14 protein-coding genes are annotated in these 17,556 nt (G+C 70.5%); 6 read left to right on the forward strand and 8 right to left on the reverse strand.

What is annotated here, in order from left to right; genetic code table 11:
• Window positions 1-61: 61 nt before the first annotated feature.
• Window positions 62-2,188: a type IIA DNA topoisomerase subunit B gene (locus FS641_RS01660; RefSeq protein WP_144758938.1), complete on the reverse strand. Its 2,127-nt coding sequence runs from the start codon at window positions 2,186-2,188 to the stop codon at window positions 62-64.
• Between the two features lie 167 nt (window positions 2,189-2,355).
• On the opposite strand from FS641_RS01660, the gene FS641_RS01665 reads away from it, so the two are divergent.
• Window positions 2,356-2,580, forward strand: a complete 225-nt coding sequence (locus FS641_RS01665; RefSeq protein WP_144758941.1) for a hypothetical protein — start codon at window positions 2,356-2,358, stop codon at window positions 2,578-2,580.
• An 80-nt stretch (window positions 2,581-2,660) separates the two neighbouring features.
• Here FS641_RS01665 and FS641_RS01670 read toward each other — a convergent pair whose 3' ends face one another.
• From FS641_RS01670 to FS641_RS01690, 5 genes are all read right to left on the reverse strand, one after another.
• Window positions 2,661-3,434 (reverse strand): type 1 glutamine amidotransferase, encoded by a 774-nt coding sequence (locus FS641_RS01670; protein WP_144758943.1) that lies wholly within the window; start codon window positions 3,432-3,434, stop codon window positions 2,661-2,663.
• Window positions 3,431-4,690, reverse strand: a complete 1,260-nt coding sequence (locus FS641_RS01675) for a MurT ligase domain-containing protein (protein ID WP_144758946.1) — start codon at window positions 4,688-4,690, stop codon at window positions 3,431-3,433. The genes FS641_RS01670 and FS641_RS01675 overlap by 4 nt, the downstream gene beginning before the upstream one ends.
• Before the next feature lie 7 nt (window positions 4,691-4,697).
• Entirely contained in the window at window positions 4,698-6,056 is a 1,359-nt protein-coding gene (locus tag FS641_RS01680) for an RNA polymerase sigma factor (RefSeq protein WP_395878861.1), read from the reverse strand.
• A gap of 218 nt (window positions 6,057-6,274) precedes the next feature.
• Window positions 6,275-7,594 carry a nitrate/nitrite transporter gene (locus tag FS641_RS01685; protein WP_144758952.1) on the reverse strand — a complete coding sequence of 440 codons (1,320 nt, stop codon included), beginning with the start codon at window positions 7,592-7,594 and terminating at the stop codon, window positions 6,275-6,277.
• A gap of 142 nt (window positions 7,595-7,736) precedes the next feature.
• On the reverse strand, window positions 7,737-8,669 hold the full coding sequence (locus tag FS641_RS01690) for a proteasome assembly chaperone family protein (RefSeq protein ID WP_144758955.1): 933 nt from the start codon (window positions 8,667-8,669) through the stop codon (window positions 7,737-7,739).
• Between the two features lie 75 nt (window positions 8,670-8,744).
• Here FS641_RS01690 and FS641_RS01695 point away from each other — a divergent pair, with 75 nt between their 5' ends.
• From FS641_RS01695 to sucB, 3 genes are all read left to right on the forward strand, one after another.
• The gene (locus tag FS641_RS01695; protein WP_144758959.1) at window positions 8,745-10,223 is read left to right on the forward strand and encodes a leucyl aminopeptidase; all 1,479 of its coding nucleotides are present in this window, start codon (window positions 8,745-8,747) and stop codon (window positions 10,221-10,223) included.
• Between the two features lie 174 nt (window positions 10,224-10,397).
• Entirely contained in the window at window positions 10,398-11,771 is a 1,374-nt protein-coding gene (gene lpdA / locus FS641_RS01700; protein ID WP_144758962.1) for a dihydrolipoyl dehydrogenase, read from the forward strand.
• A 64-nt stretch (window positions 11,772-11,835) separates the two neighbouring features.
• Complete coding sequence (gene sucB, locus FS641_RS01705; protein ID WP_144758965.1) at window positions 11,836-13,329, forward strand: 2-oxoglutarate dehydrogenase, E2 component, dihydrolipoamide succinyltransferase; 1,494 nt, start codon at window positions 11,836-11,838, stop codon at window positions 13,327-13,329.
• A gap of 84 nt (window positions 13,330-13,413) precedes the next feature.
• Here the strand turns inward: sucB and FS641_RS01710 are convergent, their stop codons facing one another.
• The gene (locus tag FS641_RS01710) at window positions 13,414-14,202 is read right to left on the reverse strand and encodes a hypothetical protein (RefSeq protein WP_144758967.1); all 789 of its coding nucleotides are present in this window, start codon (window positions 14,200-14,202) and stop codon (window positions 13,414-13,416) included.
• 127 nt (window positions 14,203-14,329) lie between these two features.
• On the opposite strand from FS641_RS01710, the gene FS641_RS01715 reads away from it, so the two are divergent.
• Complete coding sequence (locus FS641_RS01715; RefSeq protein WP_144758970.1) at window positions 14,330-15,043, forward strand: DUF4191 family protein; 714 nt, start codon at window positions 14,330-14,332, stop codon at window positions 15,041-15,043.
• Window positions 15,044-15,443: 400 nt separating this feature from the next.
• Here FS641_RS01715 and FS641_RS01720 read toward each other — a convergent pair whose 3' ends face one another.
• A complete protein-coding gene (locus FS641_RS01720) occupies window positions 15,444-15,881 on the reverse strand; it encodes an RDD family protein (protein ID WP_144758973.1) in 438 nt (145 codons plus the stop codon).
• Window positions 15,882-16,020: 139 nt separating this feature from the next.
• Between FS641_RS01720 and glnA the strand changes: the two genes are divergently transcribed.
• Window positions 16,021-17,445: a type I glutamate--ammonia ligase gene (gene glnA, locus FS641_RS01725; protein WP_144758976.1), complete on the forward strand. Its 1,425-nt coding sequence runs from the start codon at window positions 16,021-16,023 to the stop codon at window positions 17,443-17,445.
• Window positions 17,446-17,556 lie beyond the last annotated feature (111 nt).

The raw sequence follows: 17,556 nt of genomic DNA on the forward strand, positions 1-17,556 counted from the left end.
GCAGGGCGCCTGGCGCCGGCGCGCCTTCAGCGTCGGTGAGCGCGACGAGTCGCCGCCGGCGCTAGGCGTCGATGCGGTCGTGGTCGAGGCCCTCGCCCGCCAGGATGAACTCCTTGCGCGGGGCCACGTCGTTGCCCATCAGCAGCTCGAACACCTTCGCGGCGCCCTCGGCGTCGGACACGTTCACGCGCCGGAGCGTCCGGTGCGTGCGGTCCATCGTCGTCTCCGCGAGCTGGTCGGCGTCCATCTCGCCGAGGCCCTTGTACCGCTGGATCGGCTCCTGGTACTTCTTGCCCGACTTCTCGAGCTTCTTCAGCACCGACTGCAGCTCCTGCTCCGAGTACGTGTAGAGCGTGTCGTTCGGCTTGCCGCGGTTCACCACGACGACCCGGTGCAGCGGCGGGACCGCGGCGAAGACCCGACCCTGCTCGATCATCGGCCGCATGTACCGGAAGAACAGCGTCAGCAGGAGCGTCCGGATGTGGGCACCGTCGACGTCGGCGTCGGACATGATGATGACCTTGCCGTAGCGGGCCTGGTCGAGCTCGAACGTCCGGCCGGACCCGGCACCGATGACCTGGATGATCGAGGCGCACTCGGCGTTGCCGAGCATGTCCGACACCGAGGCCTTCTGCACGTTGAGGATCTTGCCGCGGATCGGGAGGAGCGCCTGGTACTCGCTGTTGCGCGCGAGCTTGGCGGTCCCGAGGGCGGAGTCCCCCTCGACGATGAAGAGCTCGGTGCCCTCGACGTCGTTCGATCGGCAGTCGGCGAGCTTGGTCGGCAGGGAGGAGTTCTCGAGGGCGTTCTTCCGCCGCTGGGTCTCCTTGTGCGCCCGGGCGGAGATGCGCGACTTCATCTCCGAGACGACCTTCTCGAGCAGTGTCGCCGCCTGGGCCTTCTCGGTGCGCTGCGTCGAGGTGAGGATCTCCGTCATGCGCTTCGACACGACGGAGTCGACGATCTTCCGGACCGCCGGGGTCCCGAGGACCTCCTTCGTCTGGCCCTCGAACTGCGGCTCCGGCAGCCGGACGGTGAGCACGGCGGTCATGCCGGCGAGGACGTCGTCCTTGTCGAGCTTGTCCTGCCCGACCTTGAGCTTGCGGGCGTTCGCCTCGACCTGCGCACGGACGGCCTTCATCACGCCGCTCTCGAAGCCGGCCTGATGGGTGCCGCCCTTCGGGGTCGCGATAATGTTCACGAAGCTCCGGAACACCGTCTCGTAGCCGCCACCCCATCGGAGCGCCAGGTCGACCTCGCACGAGCGCTCGACGTCGGTGGAGACCATGTGCCCCTTGTCGTCGAGCATCGGCACGGTCTCGGTGAACGTCCCCGTCCCCTGCACGCGCCAGACGTCGGTGATCGCGCTGTCCGGGGCGAGGTGCTCGACGAACTCGCTGATGCCGCCCTCGTACCGGAAGCGCTCGACGACCGGACCGGACTCCGCCGCCGTCCCGGTGGCCTCGGCGCGAGCCGCCGCGGCCTCGATCGCGGCGGGGCGTTCGTCGGTGATGGTCAGCCCGAGCCCGGGGACCAGGAACGCGGTCTGCCGCGCACGGTTCACCAGGTCGCTCATGCTGAACGCGGCGTCCTTCGTGAAGATCTGCCGGTCTGCCCAGTAGCGCACGCGCGACCCGGTGACGCCCTTCTTCACCTTGCCGACCACCCGGAGCTCGCTGCCCGACGTGAAGGGGCTGAACGGCGCGTCCGGGCCGATGCCGTCGGAGTCGTCGAAGATGCCGGGCTCACCGCGGTGGAACGACATCGCGTATGTCTTGCCCCCGCGGTCGACCTCGACGTCGAGGCGCTCGGACAGCGCGTTCACGACCGAGGCACCGACGCCGTGCAGGCCACCCGAGGCCGCGTAGGAACCGGACCCGAACTTGCCGCCGGCGTGCAGCTTCGTGAACACGACCTCGACCCCGGTGAGCCCGGTCTTCGGTTCGACGTCGACCGGGATGCCGCGTGCGGTGTCGGAGACCTGGACGGAGCCGTCCGGGAAGAGCCGGACGCCGATCTCGTCACCGTGTCCGGCGAGGGCTTCGTCGACGGAGTTGTCGATGATCTCCCACAGGCAGTGCATGAGCCCGCGGGAGTCGGTCGACCCGATGTACATACCGGGACGCTTCCGTACTGCCTCGAGTCCTTCGAGGACGGAGAGATGGCGTGCGGAGTAGTCGGAGCTCACCTCCCGAGCCTACCCAGCACCGACGACACCACCCGGCTGACACTCGCACTGGGGATGATCGGTCCGCGCTGAGCGAAATGGGCGCACACAATGCCGCACATCCAGGCACCACGTGTTGAAATGGTCCGACCATCAAGCGCCACCTGCAATCCGTGAGGAGCACAGCAATGACCCAGACCGTGCAGGACCTCTCCATCGACGACGTCAGCAACCACCAGCTCACCGCTGCCGACCGGTGTGACAGCTGCGGGGCGCAGGCCTACATCCGAGCCACCATGGCGAGCGGCGAACTGTTCTTCTGCGCGCACCACGGTGCCGAGTTCAAGGACAAGCTCGCAGCGACCGCCATCGAGTGGCACGACGAGAGCAGCCGACTCCACGAGTCGAAGTAGTCGCGCCCGACGCGACCACCGAACGGACGGGAGGCCCGGTACCAGCTGGTACCGGGCCTCCCGTCATGTGTGTGGCCGGCTCAGGCGATGCGCTTGAACGCCTTGTCGACGTAGCGGTCGACGGTGGCGCGCGCCTCGCGCGCGTAGCGGTCGATGTCCGCGGTGCGCTGCGGGTCCGGCGCGTAGTCGCGGCCGACCCGCGTGGTGGCCGCCGCGAGCACGGCGTCGGTCAGCGCCGGGTTCAGCGGCAGGAGCGGGCCCTGCGTGTGCGTCCCGAACGAGTTCCGCACGATCGCACCCTCGACGGGCGACCCCGCCTGGTTGCCACCGCCGGACACGACGTCGGCGAACGGCGAGACGCCGGCGCCGAGCTCGATCCGCGTGGCGTGGTCCTCGAAGCCGGCGAGACGCTTCGCCGCGCCGGGCAGGAGCGGGTACCGGGTCTCGAGCACGAAGTAGTTGACCCGACGCTCGGCGCCGCGGACGGCGCGGGCGTCGAAGACGCCGAACCCGGTGACCGGTGCGCCCTCGGTCGGGACGACCTCGTTGGTGGCGAGGTCGAATCCGCCACCGAGCGCGACGACGGGGACGCCGGCCGCGGCGAAGTCGCGGAGCGGTCCGGCGACGCGCTCGACGTCGGCACCGAGGGAGCGCATCGCGCTGAGCGGTCCGTTGCCGATCACGACGACGTCGGCCGCGGTGGGAAGCATGTCCCCGGGGGCGTACTCGACGACCTCGGTCGGGAGGTCGGCGGCGTCCGCACGGCGGGTCAGGGCGACCACGTTGCCGCGGTCCCCCGAGACCCCCATCTGGCGCGGGTAGACGTGCAGGATGGTCAGGCGATCGGCCGTCATGCGGTCTTCTCCAGGTCCGGGTGGCCGAGGGCCTTCCGGGCGATCATCATGATCTCGTAGTTGACGATGAAGTTCTTCGTGCCCGTCGTCGTCGTGCCGAGGCCCTGCATGAGCCGGATCGCGCGCTCGACGTCGGGTTCGACGGTCCCGATGCGGACGCCCGCGTGCTCGAGCGCGATGGCGATCTGCCAGGCCTTGTCCCCGGAGACGACGTCGACGTGGTCGAGCTTCGAGAAGTCGATGTCGTAGATCCACGAGATGTCCGGCGTGCCCTCGTCGATCGCCATGAGCACCTGCTCCGGACGGTCGGGCAGCGCGTCGAGGTTGAGCTGCAGGCTCGCGGCGTTCTTGAACATCGTGAACTCGGCCGACTCCCCCGCGATCGGGAGCCGTTCACCGCGGCCGTACGCCGGCTTCATCGTGGTGAACGCCCGCGTCACGGCGTCCGTGCGGAACTGAGCACCGAGCGCGGCACTGGCCGTCGCGGTCGCCGCCGCTGCGTCCACCGCGTAGTGCAGGCCGCGCGCCGGGAGGCGGACCGGGATCGACGCTCCCTCGAAGGCGATCGTCGCCGCGTCGCCGCGGTTCTCGACGACCTCGGCGTCCGCGGTGGTGGTCGCCCGGTCGGCACGAGCGAAGTCGTCGGCGTTCTGCAGACCGTTCGGCGCGGCCGCCACGACCTCGGCGCTCGCACCGAAGCGGAGCACACGCTGGCCGTCCACGCCCGCGTACGCGTCGAGGAACTGGTCGTCGTGGTTCGTGATGACGTTCGCGCTCGACAGCGCCGCGGTGTCGAGCATCATGGTCGCCACACGCTCGGTCTCGAAGAACCGGTACAACTGGTCGACCTGCACGTTGAGCATCGTCACCGTCGACGGCGACAGGATGCCCGCGAGTTCGACGGCGAACGCCTCGTCCACCTCGAGGATGCCGATGTCCGCCTTGAGACGACCGGTCAGCGACACCTCGGACAGGAGTGCCGACGCGATGCCCTGGGGCAGGTTCGCGCCGGAGGGGTTCGTGAACACGCGGAGACCGTGCGCACGGACGATCTCGGAGATCATGTGCGTCGTCGTCGACTTGCCGTTCGACCCGAGGACGAAGACCACGCCGTTCGGGAACTGCTCGGTGACGCGCTGCAGGAAGTCGGGGACGAGCTTCAGGACGATGAACCCGGGGTACGCGGACCCCCCGCCCCTCGCACGTGCGAGGGCGCGGAGGATCCGCCCGATGAGGATCGGGATGAAGAAGCGCACGTGCGGCCTACTCGAGGTAGTCGCGCAGCGACTGCGACCGCGACGGGTGACGGAGCTTCGCCATCGTCTTGGACTCGATCTGCCGGATGCGCTCGCGCGTCACCCCGAACGTGTCGCCGATCTGGTCGAGCGTCTTCGGCTGACCGTCGCCCAGGCCGAAGCGCATGCGGATCACGCCCGCCTCGCGCTCGGAGAGGGAGTCGAGCAGGCTCTCGAGCTGCTTCTGCAGCATCGTGAAGCCCACCGCGTCGGCCGGGACGACCGCCTCGGTGTCCTCGATGAGGTCACCGAACTCCGAGTCGCCGTCCTCGCCGAGCGGCGTGTGCAGCGAGATCGGCTCACGGCCGTACTTCTGGACCTCGACGACCTTCTCGGGCGTCATGTCGAGCTCGCGGGCGAGCTCTTCCGGGGTGGGCTCGCGACCGAGGTCCTGCAGCATCTGCCGCTGGACGCGGGCGAGCTTGTTGATGACCTCGACCATGTGCACCGGGATGCGGATGGTCCTGGCCTGGTCGGCCATCGCACGCGTGATCGCCTGGCGGATCCACCACGTCGCGTAGGTGGAGAACTTGAAGCCCTTCGTGTAGTCGAACTTCTCGACCGCACGGATGAGGCCCAGGTTGCCCTCCTGAATCAGGTCGAGGAACTGCATCCCACGACCGGTGTAGCGCTTGGCGAGCGAGACGACGAGGCGGAGGTTCGCGCCGAGCAGGTGCGACTTGGCACGCTGGCCGTCACGGGCCACCCAGCGGAGCTCGCGCTCCTCGGGCTTGGACAGGCCGGTCGAGTGCTGCAACTTGTCCTCGGCGAACAGGCCGGCCTCGATGCGCATGGCGAGCTCGACCTCCTGCTCGGCGTTCAGGAGCGCGACCTTGCCGATCTGCTTCAGGTAGTCCTTGACCGGGTCGGCCGTCGCACCGGTGATGGTCGTCGAGTAGACCGGGGCCTCGTCGTCGTCGGACTGCGAGATGACGAGCGCGCCGGCGGCGACCGCGGTCGCGGCGTCGGCAGCGGTGGACTGCTTGGGGGTCTCCTCATCGGCGTCCTCGGCCACCTCGTCGACCGCGTCGGTCGGGTCGATGGCGTCCTCGTCGACGTCGGTGTCCTCGTCGGCGGCCTTCTTCGTGGTCGCCTTCTTGGCAGGCGCCTTCTTCGCCGCGGCCTTCTTGGCCGGGGCCTTCTTCGCTGCCGCCTTCGCGGGTGCAGCGGTGCCGTCGGTGTCCTCGGCCGTGGCCTGGTCCACCGCGTCGGCGTTGTCCTTCGTGGGATCGATCGTCGTGCTCCGGGCAGCCATGCGATCACCTCTCTCGTCGTGCCACGTTCCTGGGGTCGTGGCCTCCCTCGCCGCCGAGGGCCCGCGCCGCAGTTCCCCCACGTCACCGGCTTCATCGTTCCTGGCGGCCCTGGTCGTCCCGGGCCACGCCTGGTCGTCCCAGGCACTCCCGGTCCGTCCAGATGCTCCTGGTCGTTCCAGACGCACCGCCCGTTGCGGGGCAGCACTAGGACCCATGTCAAGTCCCCCGACGAAACCGGCGCTCCGGAAGAGCACCTGCACACGGGGAACCCGAACGGGTCCGGCTCTCATTATTGCACGGTCCGCTTCCGCAGACGTGCAACCAGTGCAACCCACAGCGGGCCCACGCGTATTCCGTCCTCGGCGTGCAGCACCGCCCGCGTCCGTCGGCGCGCGTGCAGGAGCATCGCGACCCCCGCCCCGACGACGACGTACTGCACGGTGAGGGCGATCCGGAAGTTCGACCAGGCGAACACGGTGTCGCCCGTGGCCCGCGACACGGCGTCGAGCAGGACCCCGATGCAGAACATCATCACGAACGCCGCCAGGAAGCCCCCGACGTTGACGACCCCGTTCGCAGACCCGAGGGAGCCGGTCGGGTTGAAGGACCGCGCGAAGTCGAAGCCGATCAACGAGCCGGGTCCCCCGACGCCCATCGCGACGACGAGCAGGACGAGCAACCACGTCGGCGGGTGACCGGGCCAGAGGAGCACGGCGGTCCACACCACGCCGAGCAGCACCACGACCCCGAGCACGAGGTTGGACCGGCGGAACGGGAACCGCGCGCAGAGGACGCCGAGCACCGGCCCCACGACGAAGCCGACGACGACGATCACGGTCAGGAACGCCGCGGCCTCGGTCGAGGTGTAGCCGAGGCCCCGCAGCATCGGGACGCCCCAGAGCAGGCTGAACACGGTGCCGGAGGACTGCGTGACGTAGTGCGACCAGAACCCGAGCTGGGTGCCGGGACGCCGCAGTGCGTGGCCGAAGGTCCGGAACGCCGCGCCCCAGGAGTGCGGCAGCGGGATGGTGTCGGTGCGCACCGGGACCGGTCCGTTCCGGACGAAGACCACCGCGAGCACGAGGCCGACGGCGCTCGCGGCCGCGGCGACGCCGAACGCGGCCGACCAACCGGCGGTGTGCAGGAGCAGGGCGAACGGGAAGGCGGACGCGATCTGACCGACCTGCCCGAGGTTGCCGGTCCACTGCGAGATCTGCGGCAGGATCCGGCCGCTGAACCACATCGGCAGCAGCCGCATCACCGAGATGAAGGTCATCGCGTCACCGGCGCCGACGAGCACCCGGCCGACGATCGCCGGCCCGATCGTCGGGGACACCGCGACGACCGCCTGCCCGACGGTGAGGAGCAGCGCGCCGAGCAGGACGAGCCGACGCGGCCCGATGCGGTCGAGTGCGATGCCGACCGGGATCTGCAGCCCGGCGTAGACCGCGATCTGCACGACGGCGAGCGTGGAGAGCACCGCGGCGGACACCGCGAAGCGGTCCTGGGCGTCGACGCCGGACACGCCGAGCGACGACCGCTGGACGACGGCGAGGACGTACGCGAGCACCGCGACACCCCACACGAGGAAGGCACGGCGGGAGTTCACCGGACCAGGCTAGCCGCGCGCCACCGGCGCCAGGACGGGCTGTGGAGAACGCGCGGTGCGGGAACGACGTGTGCACGGCCTCCAGGCCGGGAGGCGGTGCGCAACCACGCGACGGCCGTCGCGGTCGACGCGTGTGGGGACCTCAGTCCTCGGGCGCCTCGCCGTCACCGCGGCGGTCCGCCAGGAACCGCTCGAGCTCGGCGGCGATCGAGTCCGCGGTCGGCACCTCGCCGTCGACGTTCGTGAGGGGCGACGCCACGGCGTTGCCCTCCATGTACGTGTCGTGCCGTTCCTCGAGCGCGCCGACGAGTCGCTGCAGCTCCGGGTTGCCGGCCACCTGCTCGTCGACGCGCGCGATGAACTCGCGCCCCTCCTCGCGGAGTGCGTCCGTCGGGAAGATGAGCCCCGTGGAGGCGGAGATGCCGGAGAGCGCCGCGACCGCGGCGTCCGGGAACTCGGTGTCCGACAGGTAGTGCGGCACCAGCAGGACGAGGCCGGTGACCTGCTGGTCGAGCTCGCTGAGCCGGTGCTCGACGAGGTGCAGGACGTTCGCCGGGGCCTGGGTCTGTGGCTTCCAGACGCTCATCGACTCGACGAGGTCGGCCCGGGTGCCCGAGACGGTGAGGTTGATCGGACGGGTGTGCGGCACGGGCATCGGGATCGACTGCACCCAGGTGGTGTCGGCGACCTGGAGCTCGGCGGCGAGGTCCGTCACCGCGCGGACGAACCGGTTCCACTGGAAGTCCGGCTCGTACCCGGAGAGGAAGAGGAAGGGCTGCCCGAGTTCGTCGCGGACCAGGTGCAGCGCGAGGCGCGGCGGCTCGATCGCACTGATGTGGTCGTGCTCGAAGGTGATCACGGGCCTGCGGGCGCGCCAGTCCAGGAGCACGTCGGGGTCGAACTCGGCGACGAGCCGGGTGTCCAGGGACTCGAGGATCGCCGTCGTCACCTGGGCCACGGCGGATCCGGCGTCGGCGAACCCGGTCAGGCCGGCGACGAGGTGCAGGCCGGCAGGCACCGTCGGGGCGGACTCATCGAACGTGTAGAGGTCCTCGGGGCGGTTCACCGTCCCCATGCTAGGCGGGCGGTTCGTCCACACCTGCCGCGCATCCCACGCCGACAGCGAACAGTGCGTGGATAGGGTTGGGACATGGTCCGACCGACGCTCTCCACCGACAGTTCATCTCCCTCCTCGATCTCCGCCGACGTGCTCGTGGTCGGTGTCCGCCCGGGGTCCGACGGTGGCCCCGCGACCATCGCCGCGCCCGCCACGGCGCCCTTCTCCGCGCTCGACGACCTCGACCTCGCGGCGATCGGGGCCACCGGCGCCAAGGACCAGCTCGTGCGCATCCCGGCCGTCGGCGTCGAGGCCGCGAGCATCGCGCTCGTCGGGCTCGGCTCCGCCACCGACGCCGCGGCGGTCCGGAGCGCCGCGGGCAGTGCCGTCCGCCAGCTCCCCCAGGCATCGTCGATCGTGCTGGCACTGCCGACCGACACCGACGAGCTCGTCGACGCCGCGCTCGAGGGCGCCGCACTCGGGGGCTACTCGTTCACCCGACATAAGGGCACCGGCACCACGGGTCCGCAGCGTGGCGACCAGGCGATCACGGTGCTCGCGCCGTCCGCCGCCGCCGACGCCACCGTCCGTCCCGCCGTCGTCGCCGACGCCGCGGCGCTCGTCCGCGACCTCGTCAACACCACCGCGGGTGACCTCGGACCCGCCGAGGTCGCCGAGCGCGCCACCGAGCTCGCCTCGGACCTGCCGATCTCCGTCGAGGTCCTCGACGAGACCGCCCTCGCCGAGCAGGGCTTCGGGGGCATCCTCGGAGTCGGCGCCGGCTCGGTCCGGCCCCCGCGGCTCGTGGTGGTGCGTTACGCGCCGGAGGGTGCGACGAAGCACCTCGCCCTGGTCGGGAAGGGCATCACCTTCGACTCCGGCGGCCTGTCGCTGAAGCCCGCTGCGTCGATGCTCGGGATGAAGACCGACATGACCGGTGCCGCGACGGTCCTCGCCACGACGGTCGCCGCCGCGCGACTCGGACTCGACGTGCGGGTCACGGCGTGGCTCTGCCTCGCCGAGAACATGCCGTCCGGTTCGGCGACGCGCCCCGGGGACGTGCTCACGCTGAAGAACGGCAAGACCGTCGAGGTCACCAACACCGACGCCGAGGGCCGTCTGGTCCTCGGCGACGGCCTGGTCGCGGCGACGCTCGAGCAGCCCGACGCGGTCGTCGACGTCGCCACGCTGACCGGTGCGCAGGTCGTCGCCCTCGGCGACCGCACCACCGGGCTCATGGGGTCGGACGACCTCGTCGCACAGATCCGCTCGCTGGCTGCGAGCGTCGCCGAGCCGATCTGGCCGATGCCGCTCCCCGAGGAGCTCGATGCTCGGCTCGCCAGCGACGTCGCCGACATGGTGAACGCCACGGTCGGGAACCCGGCCGGCGGGATGCTCCTGGCGGGCAAGTTCCTGGAGCGCTTCGTCGAGGGCGACGTGCCGTGGGCGCACCTGGACATCGCGGGTCCGTCGGAGAACAAGGGCGGTGGCTACGGCTGGCTCGGCAAGGGCGCGACGGGCGTCATGGTGCGGACACTGATCGCACTCGCAGAAGAGCTCCAGTCCAAGTAGTAGGTTGGGTTCCGGCGGGGCGGGCGTGTTCTGCGCGTCCCCCGCCGGAAACGGACGGGACGGGACCGGAACCACACGGTCCGACCGTCGGGCACCGCCGCCGCGGTGTCCATGCGCGGGCCAGGATCCACCAGGGACGGGCCCGGCCTCACACGCACGAGGGAGTTGCACCAGGTGACGGAACAGACTTACGACGTCGTGGTCCTCGGTGGCGGGAGCGGCGGGTACGCCGCAGCGCTGCGGGCCGCCGAGCTCGGCATGAGCGTCGCGCTCATCGAGGGAGACAAGCTCGGAGGGACGTGTCTGCACCGCGGGTGCATCCCGACCAAGGCGCTGCTGCACGCGGCCGAGATCGCCGACGGCACCCGTGACGCCGAGAAGTACGGCGTCATCGCCGAGTTCGCCGGTGTCGACGTGCCGAAGGTCATCGAGTACCAGCAGGGCGTCATCAGCTCGAAGTACAAGGGCCTGCAGGGGCTCATCAAGGCCCGCGGCATCACCGTGGTGGAGGGCTGGGGTCGACTCACCTCGCAGAACACCGTGCAGGTCGGGGACCAGACGGTCACCGGTCGCAACGTGGTGCTCGCGACGGGCTCCTACTCGAAGTCCCTCCCCGGGCTCGAGATCGGCGGCCGTGTGATCACGTCCGAGACCGCGCTCCGCATGGACTACGTGCCGAACAAGGTCGTCATCCTCGGTGGCGGCGTCATCGGCGTCGAGTTCGCGAGCGTCTGGAAGTCGTTCGGCGCCGAGGTCACCATCGTCGAGGCACTGCCGCACCTCATCCCCGCCGAGGACGAGTCGATGTCGAAGCAGCTCGAGCGCGCCTTCCGCAAGCGCGGCATCGAGTTCTCGCTCGGTGTGCGGTTCCAGGGCGTCGAGCAGCACGAGAACGGCGTCGTCGTCACGCTCGAGGACGGCAAGACCTTCGAGGGCGACGTCCTCCTGGTCGCGGTCGGCCGTGGCCCGGTCACGCAGAACGTCGGCTTCGACGAGGTCGGCGTCGCGATGGACCGCGGCTTCGTCACCACGAACGAGCGGCTCGCCACGAACCTGCCGAACGTCTACGCGGTCGGCGACATCGTCCCGGGCCTGCAGCTCGCGCACCGCGGGTTCCAGCAGGGCATCTTCGTCGCCGAGGAGATCGCCGGGCTGAACCCGGTGGTCATCGAGGACAAGAACATCCCGAAGATCACGTACTCGGACCCCGAGGTCGCCTCGGTCGGCCTCTCGCAGGCCAAGGCCGAAGACCAGTACGGCGCCGACAAGATCGACTCCTACGAGTACAACCTCGCCGGCAACGGCAAGAGCCACATCATCGGCACGTCGGGATCGATCAAGGTCGTCCGCGTCGTCGACGGCCCGGTCGTCGGCGTCAGCATGATCGGCGCGCGCGTCGGCGAGCTCATCGGCGAGGCACAGCTCGCCGTGAACTGGGAGGCGCACCCCGAGGACGTCGCCCCGCTCGTCCACGCCCACCCGACGCAGAACGAGGCGCTCGGCGAGGCGTTCCTGCACCTCGCGGGCAAGCCGCTGCACGCCCTGTGATCGCGCGCACCATGACGACGACACCAACCACCACGAACAACCCCTGCGAAGAGGAGTCCACCCGATGAGCGAATCCGTCAACCTCCCGGCGCTCGGCGAGAGCGTCACCGAGGGCACGGTGACCCGATGGCTGAAGAACGTCGGGGACCGGGTCGAGGTCGACGAGCCGCTGCTCGAGGTCTCGACCGACAAGGTCGACACCGAGATCCCGTCGCCGATCGCCGGCGTCGTCGAGGAGATCCTCGTCCAGGAAGACGAGACCGTCGAGGTCGGGACGCCGCTGGTCAAGATCGGCGACGGCGCGTCCGGCGGATCGTCGGACGACTCGGCGAACGACGACGCCGCTCCGAACGAGGCCGCTGCCGAGGAGTCCGAGCCCGAGGCCGCTCCGAGCACCGAGCAGGAGTCCGAGACCCCCGCTCCGCAGCCGACCGAGCCCGAGCCGGCACCGGCCGGGCAGACGCAGCCCGCCGCGCCCGCGGCGCCGTCCGCTCCCCCAGCGGCAGCGCCGGTCCCCCAGGCGGCTCCGGTCCCGCCGCCCGCTGCCGCTCCGGCCCCGCCCGCTGCCGTCCCGGCTCCCGCCGCGGCGGTCTCGAGCGCCCCGACGGCATCCGCATCGGTTCCGAACCCCACCCAGACGGGTGCGGCGTCCGGCTACGTCACGCCCCTGGTCCGCAAGCTCGCGAACGAGCAGGGCGTCGACCTCTCCACCGTCACCGGCACGGGTGTCGGCGGTCGCATCCGCAAGGAGGACGTGCTCGCCGCCGTCTCGGCCGCTCCGGCAGCCGGTGGCTCGGCGGCCCCCGCAGCCGCGTCCGGCCCGTTCGTCGCCGAGGTCTCGCCGCTGCGCGGGACCCGCGAGAAGATGACGCGCCTGCGCAAGGTCGTCGCCGAGCGTGCCGTGCAGTCGATGACCTCGACCGCGCAGCTCACGAGCGTCGTCGAGGTCGACGTGACGAAGGTCGCGCAGTTCCGTGACGCGCACAAGGCCGAGTTCCTCGAGAAGACCGGCTCGAAGCTGTCCTTCATGCCCTTCTTCGCCCTCGCGGCATCGGAGGCGCTGAAGGCGCACCCGAAGATCAACTCCACGGTCGAGGGCGACGAGATCGTCTACCCGGAGACCGAGAACGTGTCGATCGCCGTGGACACCGAGCGTGGGCTCCTCACGCCGGTGATCAAGGACGCCGCGTCGCTCGACCTCGCGCAGTTCTCGAAGTCGATCGCCGACCTCGCCGAGCGCACCCGCAACAACCAGCTGAAGCCCGACGAGCTCGCCGGTGGGACGTTCACGCTCACCAACACCGGTTCGCGTGGCGCACTGTTCGACACCCCCGTGGTGTTCCTCCCGCAGTCGGCCATCCTCGGGACCGGCATCGTCACGAAGCGTCCGGCGGTCGTCAAGGTCGACGGGCAGGAGGCGATCGCGATCCGTTCGTTCGTCTACCTGGCGCTGTCGTACGACCACCGGATCATCGACGGGGCAGACGCCTCGCGGTACCTCGTCGCGGTGAAGAACCGCCTCGAGGAGGGCAACTTCGCGCCGAACCTCGGGTACTGACCGCGATCCTGCCGCTCGTCGACGGCCCCGCCTCCCCAGGGAGGCGGGGCCGTCGCCGTTGCATGCGGGTGTGCGGCACACCGGTCACGGTCCTGAACTGATCGCGAACACACCCGCCGCCGCGACACCGACCGCGACGACCACACCGATCAGGAGTCGGCGGACCGGGATGCGGCCACCACCCGGGAGCGGCACGCCGTTGCCGAGCAGCGCACCGAGCCGCTCACCCGGCGACGGCGGGGCGGGTTCCTGCTGCTCGACGAACGCGAACACGTCCGCCGGTGGCTCCCACCGCACCGGCCGCGGCGGAGCGGTCGCCCGCACGACGGACACCAGCCGCGTGAGCTCGGCGCTGCCGCCCCCGATCGCGTCGGCGAAGGCCGCATCCACCTGGGCACGGCACGGAGACCGGGGGTCGACACGTTCCCAGACCGTCCGTGCCGCGTGCAGCAGCGCCGTCGCACCGCTGGTCTCCGACGACCTCGTCGCCGCCGGCAGACCGTCGGCAGCGGACGAACCCGGGGGTCGGTCGACGAGGACCGGCGCCCCGGCGTCGTCGACGAGCACGTCGTCCGCCCGCGCCGTCCCGAGGACGAGCGATCCCGCGACGGCCTGGACGGCGACGTCGAGGAGCGGCACGGTCAGGGTCACGGCGACCCCGACGGTCGGGCCCCCGATCCGGTCGAGCGCGTCGGGCAACGGTGTGCCGTGCAGCGACTCCAGGTGCACGACGAGCGCGCCGTCAGCGCGCCGACCGACAGCCGCCACCCGCACGCAGTGCACCGGGTCCGCCGAGCAGCGGTCGGCGACCCACGCCGCGAACGGTCCGGAGTCCGGCCCGGTCCACCACCGGTCGATCGTGATCGCGTCCATGGCGACCATCGTGGCGGGCGCAGGACGCGCCTCCAGGCCGGTGGCAGCGGGTGTGGAGAACCGCGTTCGCCCACAGCCGGACCGCGAGCGGTCCACAGGGAGTCCACCAGGCCGTATCCTTGACGGCATGGCACGCAGCAGTTCACCGGACACGAAGGCGAAGGAGCCGGGGCGTCTCAAGCAGATGTACCAGGTCTTCCAGATGACGCGTCGGGCCGACCCGACGTCGATCTGGTGGTTCGCCGCCGCGTTCGTCGTCCCGGTCGTCCTCGGCATCCTGCTCGCCCTGCTGCTCCCCGGCCAGAACTGGCTCGCGGTGGTGCTGTGGATCGTCGCGGGTGTGCTGCTCGGCGTGCTGTTGTTCCTGATCGTGCTCGGCCGTCTCGCCGAGCGCGCCGCGTACTCGCAGATCGAGGGGCAGCCGGGCGCCGTCGGTGCCGTGCTCTCGAACTCGCTGCGTCGCCAGTGGCGGTCGAGCGAGATGCCCGTCGCGGTCCACGGTCGGTCCCAGGCGGCGGTCTACCGTGCCGTGGGGACCCCCGGCGTCGTCCTCATCACCGAGGGGCAGCGGGGCAACCTGACCCGGCAGGTCGACGAAGAGCGCCGCAAGGTCCAGCGCATCGTCCCGAACGTGCCGGTGCACGTCGTGCACGTCGGTGACGGTGACGAGGCCGTCACGCTGCACAAGCTCCCCCGGGCGATGAACAAGTTCAAGAAGTCGCTCAACCGCAACGAGGTGCTCGCCGTCGCGAACCGGCTCGACTCCCTCACGCAGAGCCCCGCGTCCGCGATCCCGAAGGGCATGGACCCGACGCGGGTCCGCGCCGGTCGTCCGCGCTGACCCACGTCGCACGCGGGCACGTCGCTCGAACGCAGAACGCCCCCGACCACCGCTGGTCGGGGGCGTTCTGCGTCTGGCCGGGCGTCCCGCGGGCGGTGCGGGCGCTCGCGTGCCGCCCGAGCGGTCACGTCGCGCACAAGTGGTCGAGCGGTCACGACACCCCGCTCGGGTTCGCCGGGTGGTCGGAGAACGTCGGCTGGGGACGAGCGCGCCGACGAGTACCGACCCGTCGACGGACAGCACGCGGGGCGTCGTGACCGCTCGGGGACGAGGAACGCCCAGCCGAGGAACGCCCGGCCCGGACGCCCCGCCGACGCGGGACCGACCGCCGGCCAGGGAACGCCCCGCAAGAGACTCTGCCGACGCCCGACCCGATGCCCGACCCGACAGCGGCCCTCCGTCAGCGACGGACGAGCACCGTGCCGGCAGCGGCATCGTGCAGAGGCCGACCGTCCTTCGCGTGGATGAGCACCGGCACGACGACGCAGAGCAGCACGGTGCGGACCACCGGACGCCAGACCCCGACGTAGCCACCGCGGACGGGCACCACCCGGAGTCCGACGCAGACGTGCCCGAACGACCCGGACAACAGCGCGATGAAGAGCACCTGGAGCGCGGCGAAGATGCCGAGCGTGGCGAAGTTGCCCGCAGCACCGTAGGTCCCGATCGCCAGCGAGATGACGGACGCCAGCGCCCAGTCGATCACGAGCCCACCGAGGCGCCGCCCGAAGCCCCCCATCGACCGCGGGCCGGACTCCGGCAGACCGAGGACCTTCCCGGGCCACTCCCCCGCACCGGGTGCGGCAGCGGCGGAGGACGACGAGGTGGAGCGGGCCATGTCACCAGGGTAGGCGACAGTCGGTGCGTAACACGCCGGAAACAACGCAGTCACGTCCGGGAAACCCCGTGTCAATAGCCTCGTCGGAGGTGCACCCGCGGCACCCCCACTTCACCCAACCCCCAGGAGATCGACACACATGTTCAGCGATTCCTCCGAGGTCCTGGCCTTCATCAAGGACACGGACGTCAAGTTCCTCGACATCCGCTTCACCGACCTGCCGGGCGTGCAGCAGCACTTCAACATCCCGGCCAGCACGGTCGACGAGGACTTCTTCTCGGTCGGTCAGCTCTTCGACGGCTCCTCGATCCGCGGCTTCGCGTCGATCCACGAGTCGGACATGCAGCTCATCCCTGACGTGACCACGGCGTACATCGACCAGTTCCGCGCCGAGCGCACGCTGATCATGATCTTCGACATCTACAACCCGCGCAACGGCGAGATCTACGGCCGCGACCCGCGCCAGGTCGCCAAGAAGGCGGAGAAGTACCTCGCGTCGACGGGCATCGCGGACACCGCGTTCTTCGCCCCCGAGGCCGAGTTCTACATCTTCGACGACGTGCGCTACTCCGTCACGCAGAACAAGTCCTTCTACTCGGTGGACTCCGAAGAGGGCGCCTGGAACACCGGCCGCGCGGAAGAGGGCGGCAACCTCGCCAACAAGACCCCGTACAAGGGCGGCTACTTCCCCGTGTCGCCGGTCGACAAGACGGCCGACCTCCGCGACGACATCACGCTCAAGCTCATCGAGGCGGGCTTCGTCCTCGAGCGCTCGCACCACGAGGTGGGCACCGGCGGGCAGCAGGAGATCAACTACCGCTTCGACACGATGGTCCACGCGGCGGACGACATCCTCAAGTTCAAGTACATCGTCAAGAACACGGCCGACCAGTGGGGCAAGGTCGCCACGTTCATGCCGAAGCCGCTCTTCGGCGACAACGGTTCGGGCATGCACACCCACCAGTCGCTCTGGAACGACGGCAAGCCGCTGTTCTACGACGAGAACGGCTACGGCGGCCTCTCGGACACCGCTCGGTGGTACATCGGCGGCATCCTCAAGCACGCCCCCGCGCTGCTCGCCTTCACGAACCCGTCGATCAACTCGTACCACCGCCTGGTGAAGGGCTTCGAGGCGCCGGTCAACCTGGTCTACTCGGCCGGCAACCGCTCGGCGGCGATCCGCATCCCGATCACGGGCACCAACCCGAAGGCCAAGCGCATCGAGTTCCGCGCGCCCGACGCCTCCGGCAACCCGTACCTCGCCTTCGCCGCGCAGCTCATGGCGGGCCTCGACGGCATCCAGAACCGCATCGAGCCGCACGAGCCCGTCGACAAGGACCTCTACGAGCTCCCGCCGGAGGAGGCCAAGGGCATCCCCCAGGTCCCCGGCTCGCTCGACGAGGCACTCGAGGCGCTCGAGGCGGACCACGAGTTCCTCACGAAGGGCAACGTCTTCACCGAGGACCTCATCCAGACGTGGATCGACTACAAGCGTGAGAACGAGATCCTCCCCCTCGCGCAGCGTCCGCACCCGTTCGAGTACGAGCTGTACTTCGGCGTCTGAGCACGCGCGACGCGCTCGCACGGAAGGCCCCGCACCGGATCCCGGTGCGGGGCCTTCCCGCGTGCACGGCACTTCGCGCTCAGCGACGGTTCACGGGCGGGCACGCCCGTG

Origin of the sequence: Curtobacterium sp. 9128, from assembly GCF_007673775.1 — a bacterium.
In the GTDB taxonomy this organism is placed as follows: Bacteria; Actinomycetota; Actinomycetes; order Actinomycetales; family Microbacteriaceae; genus Curtobacterium.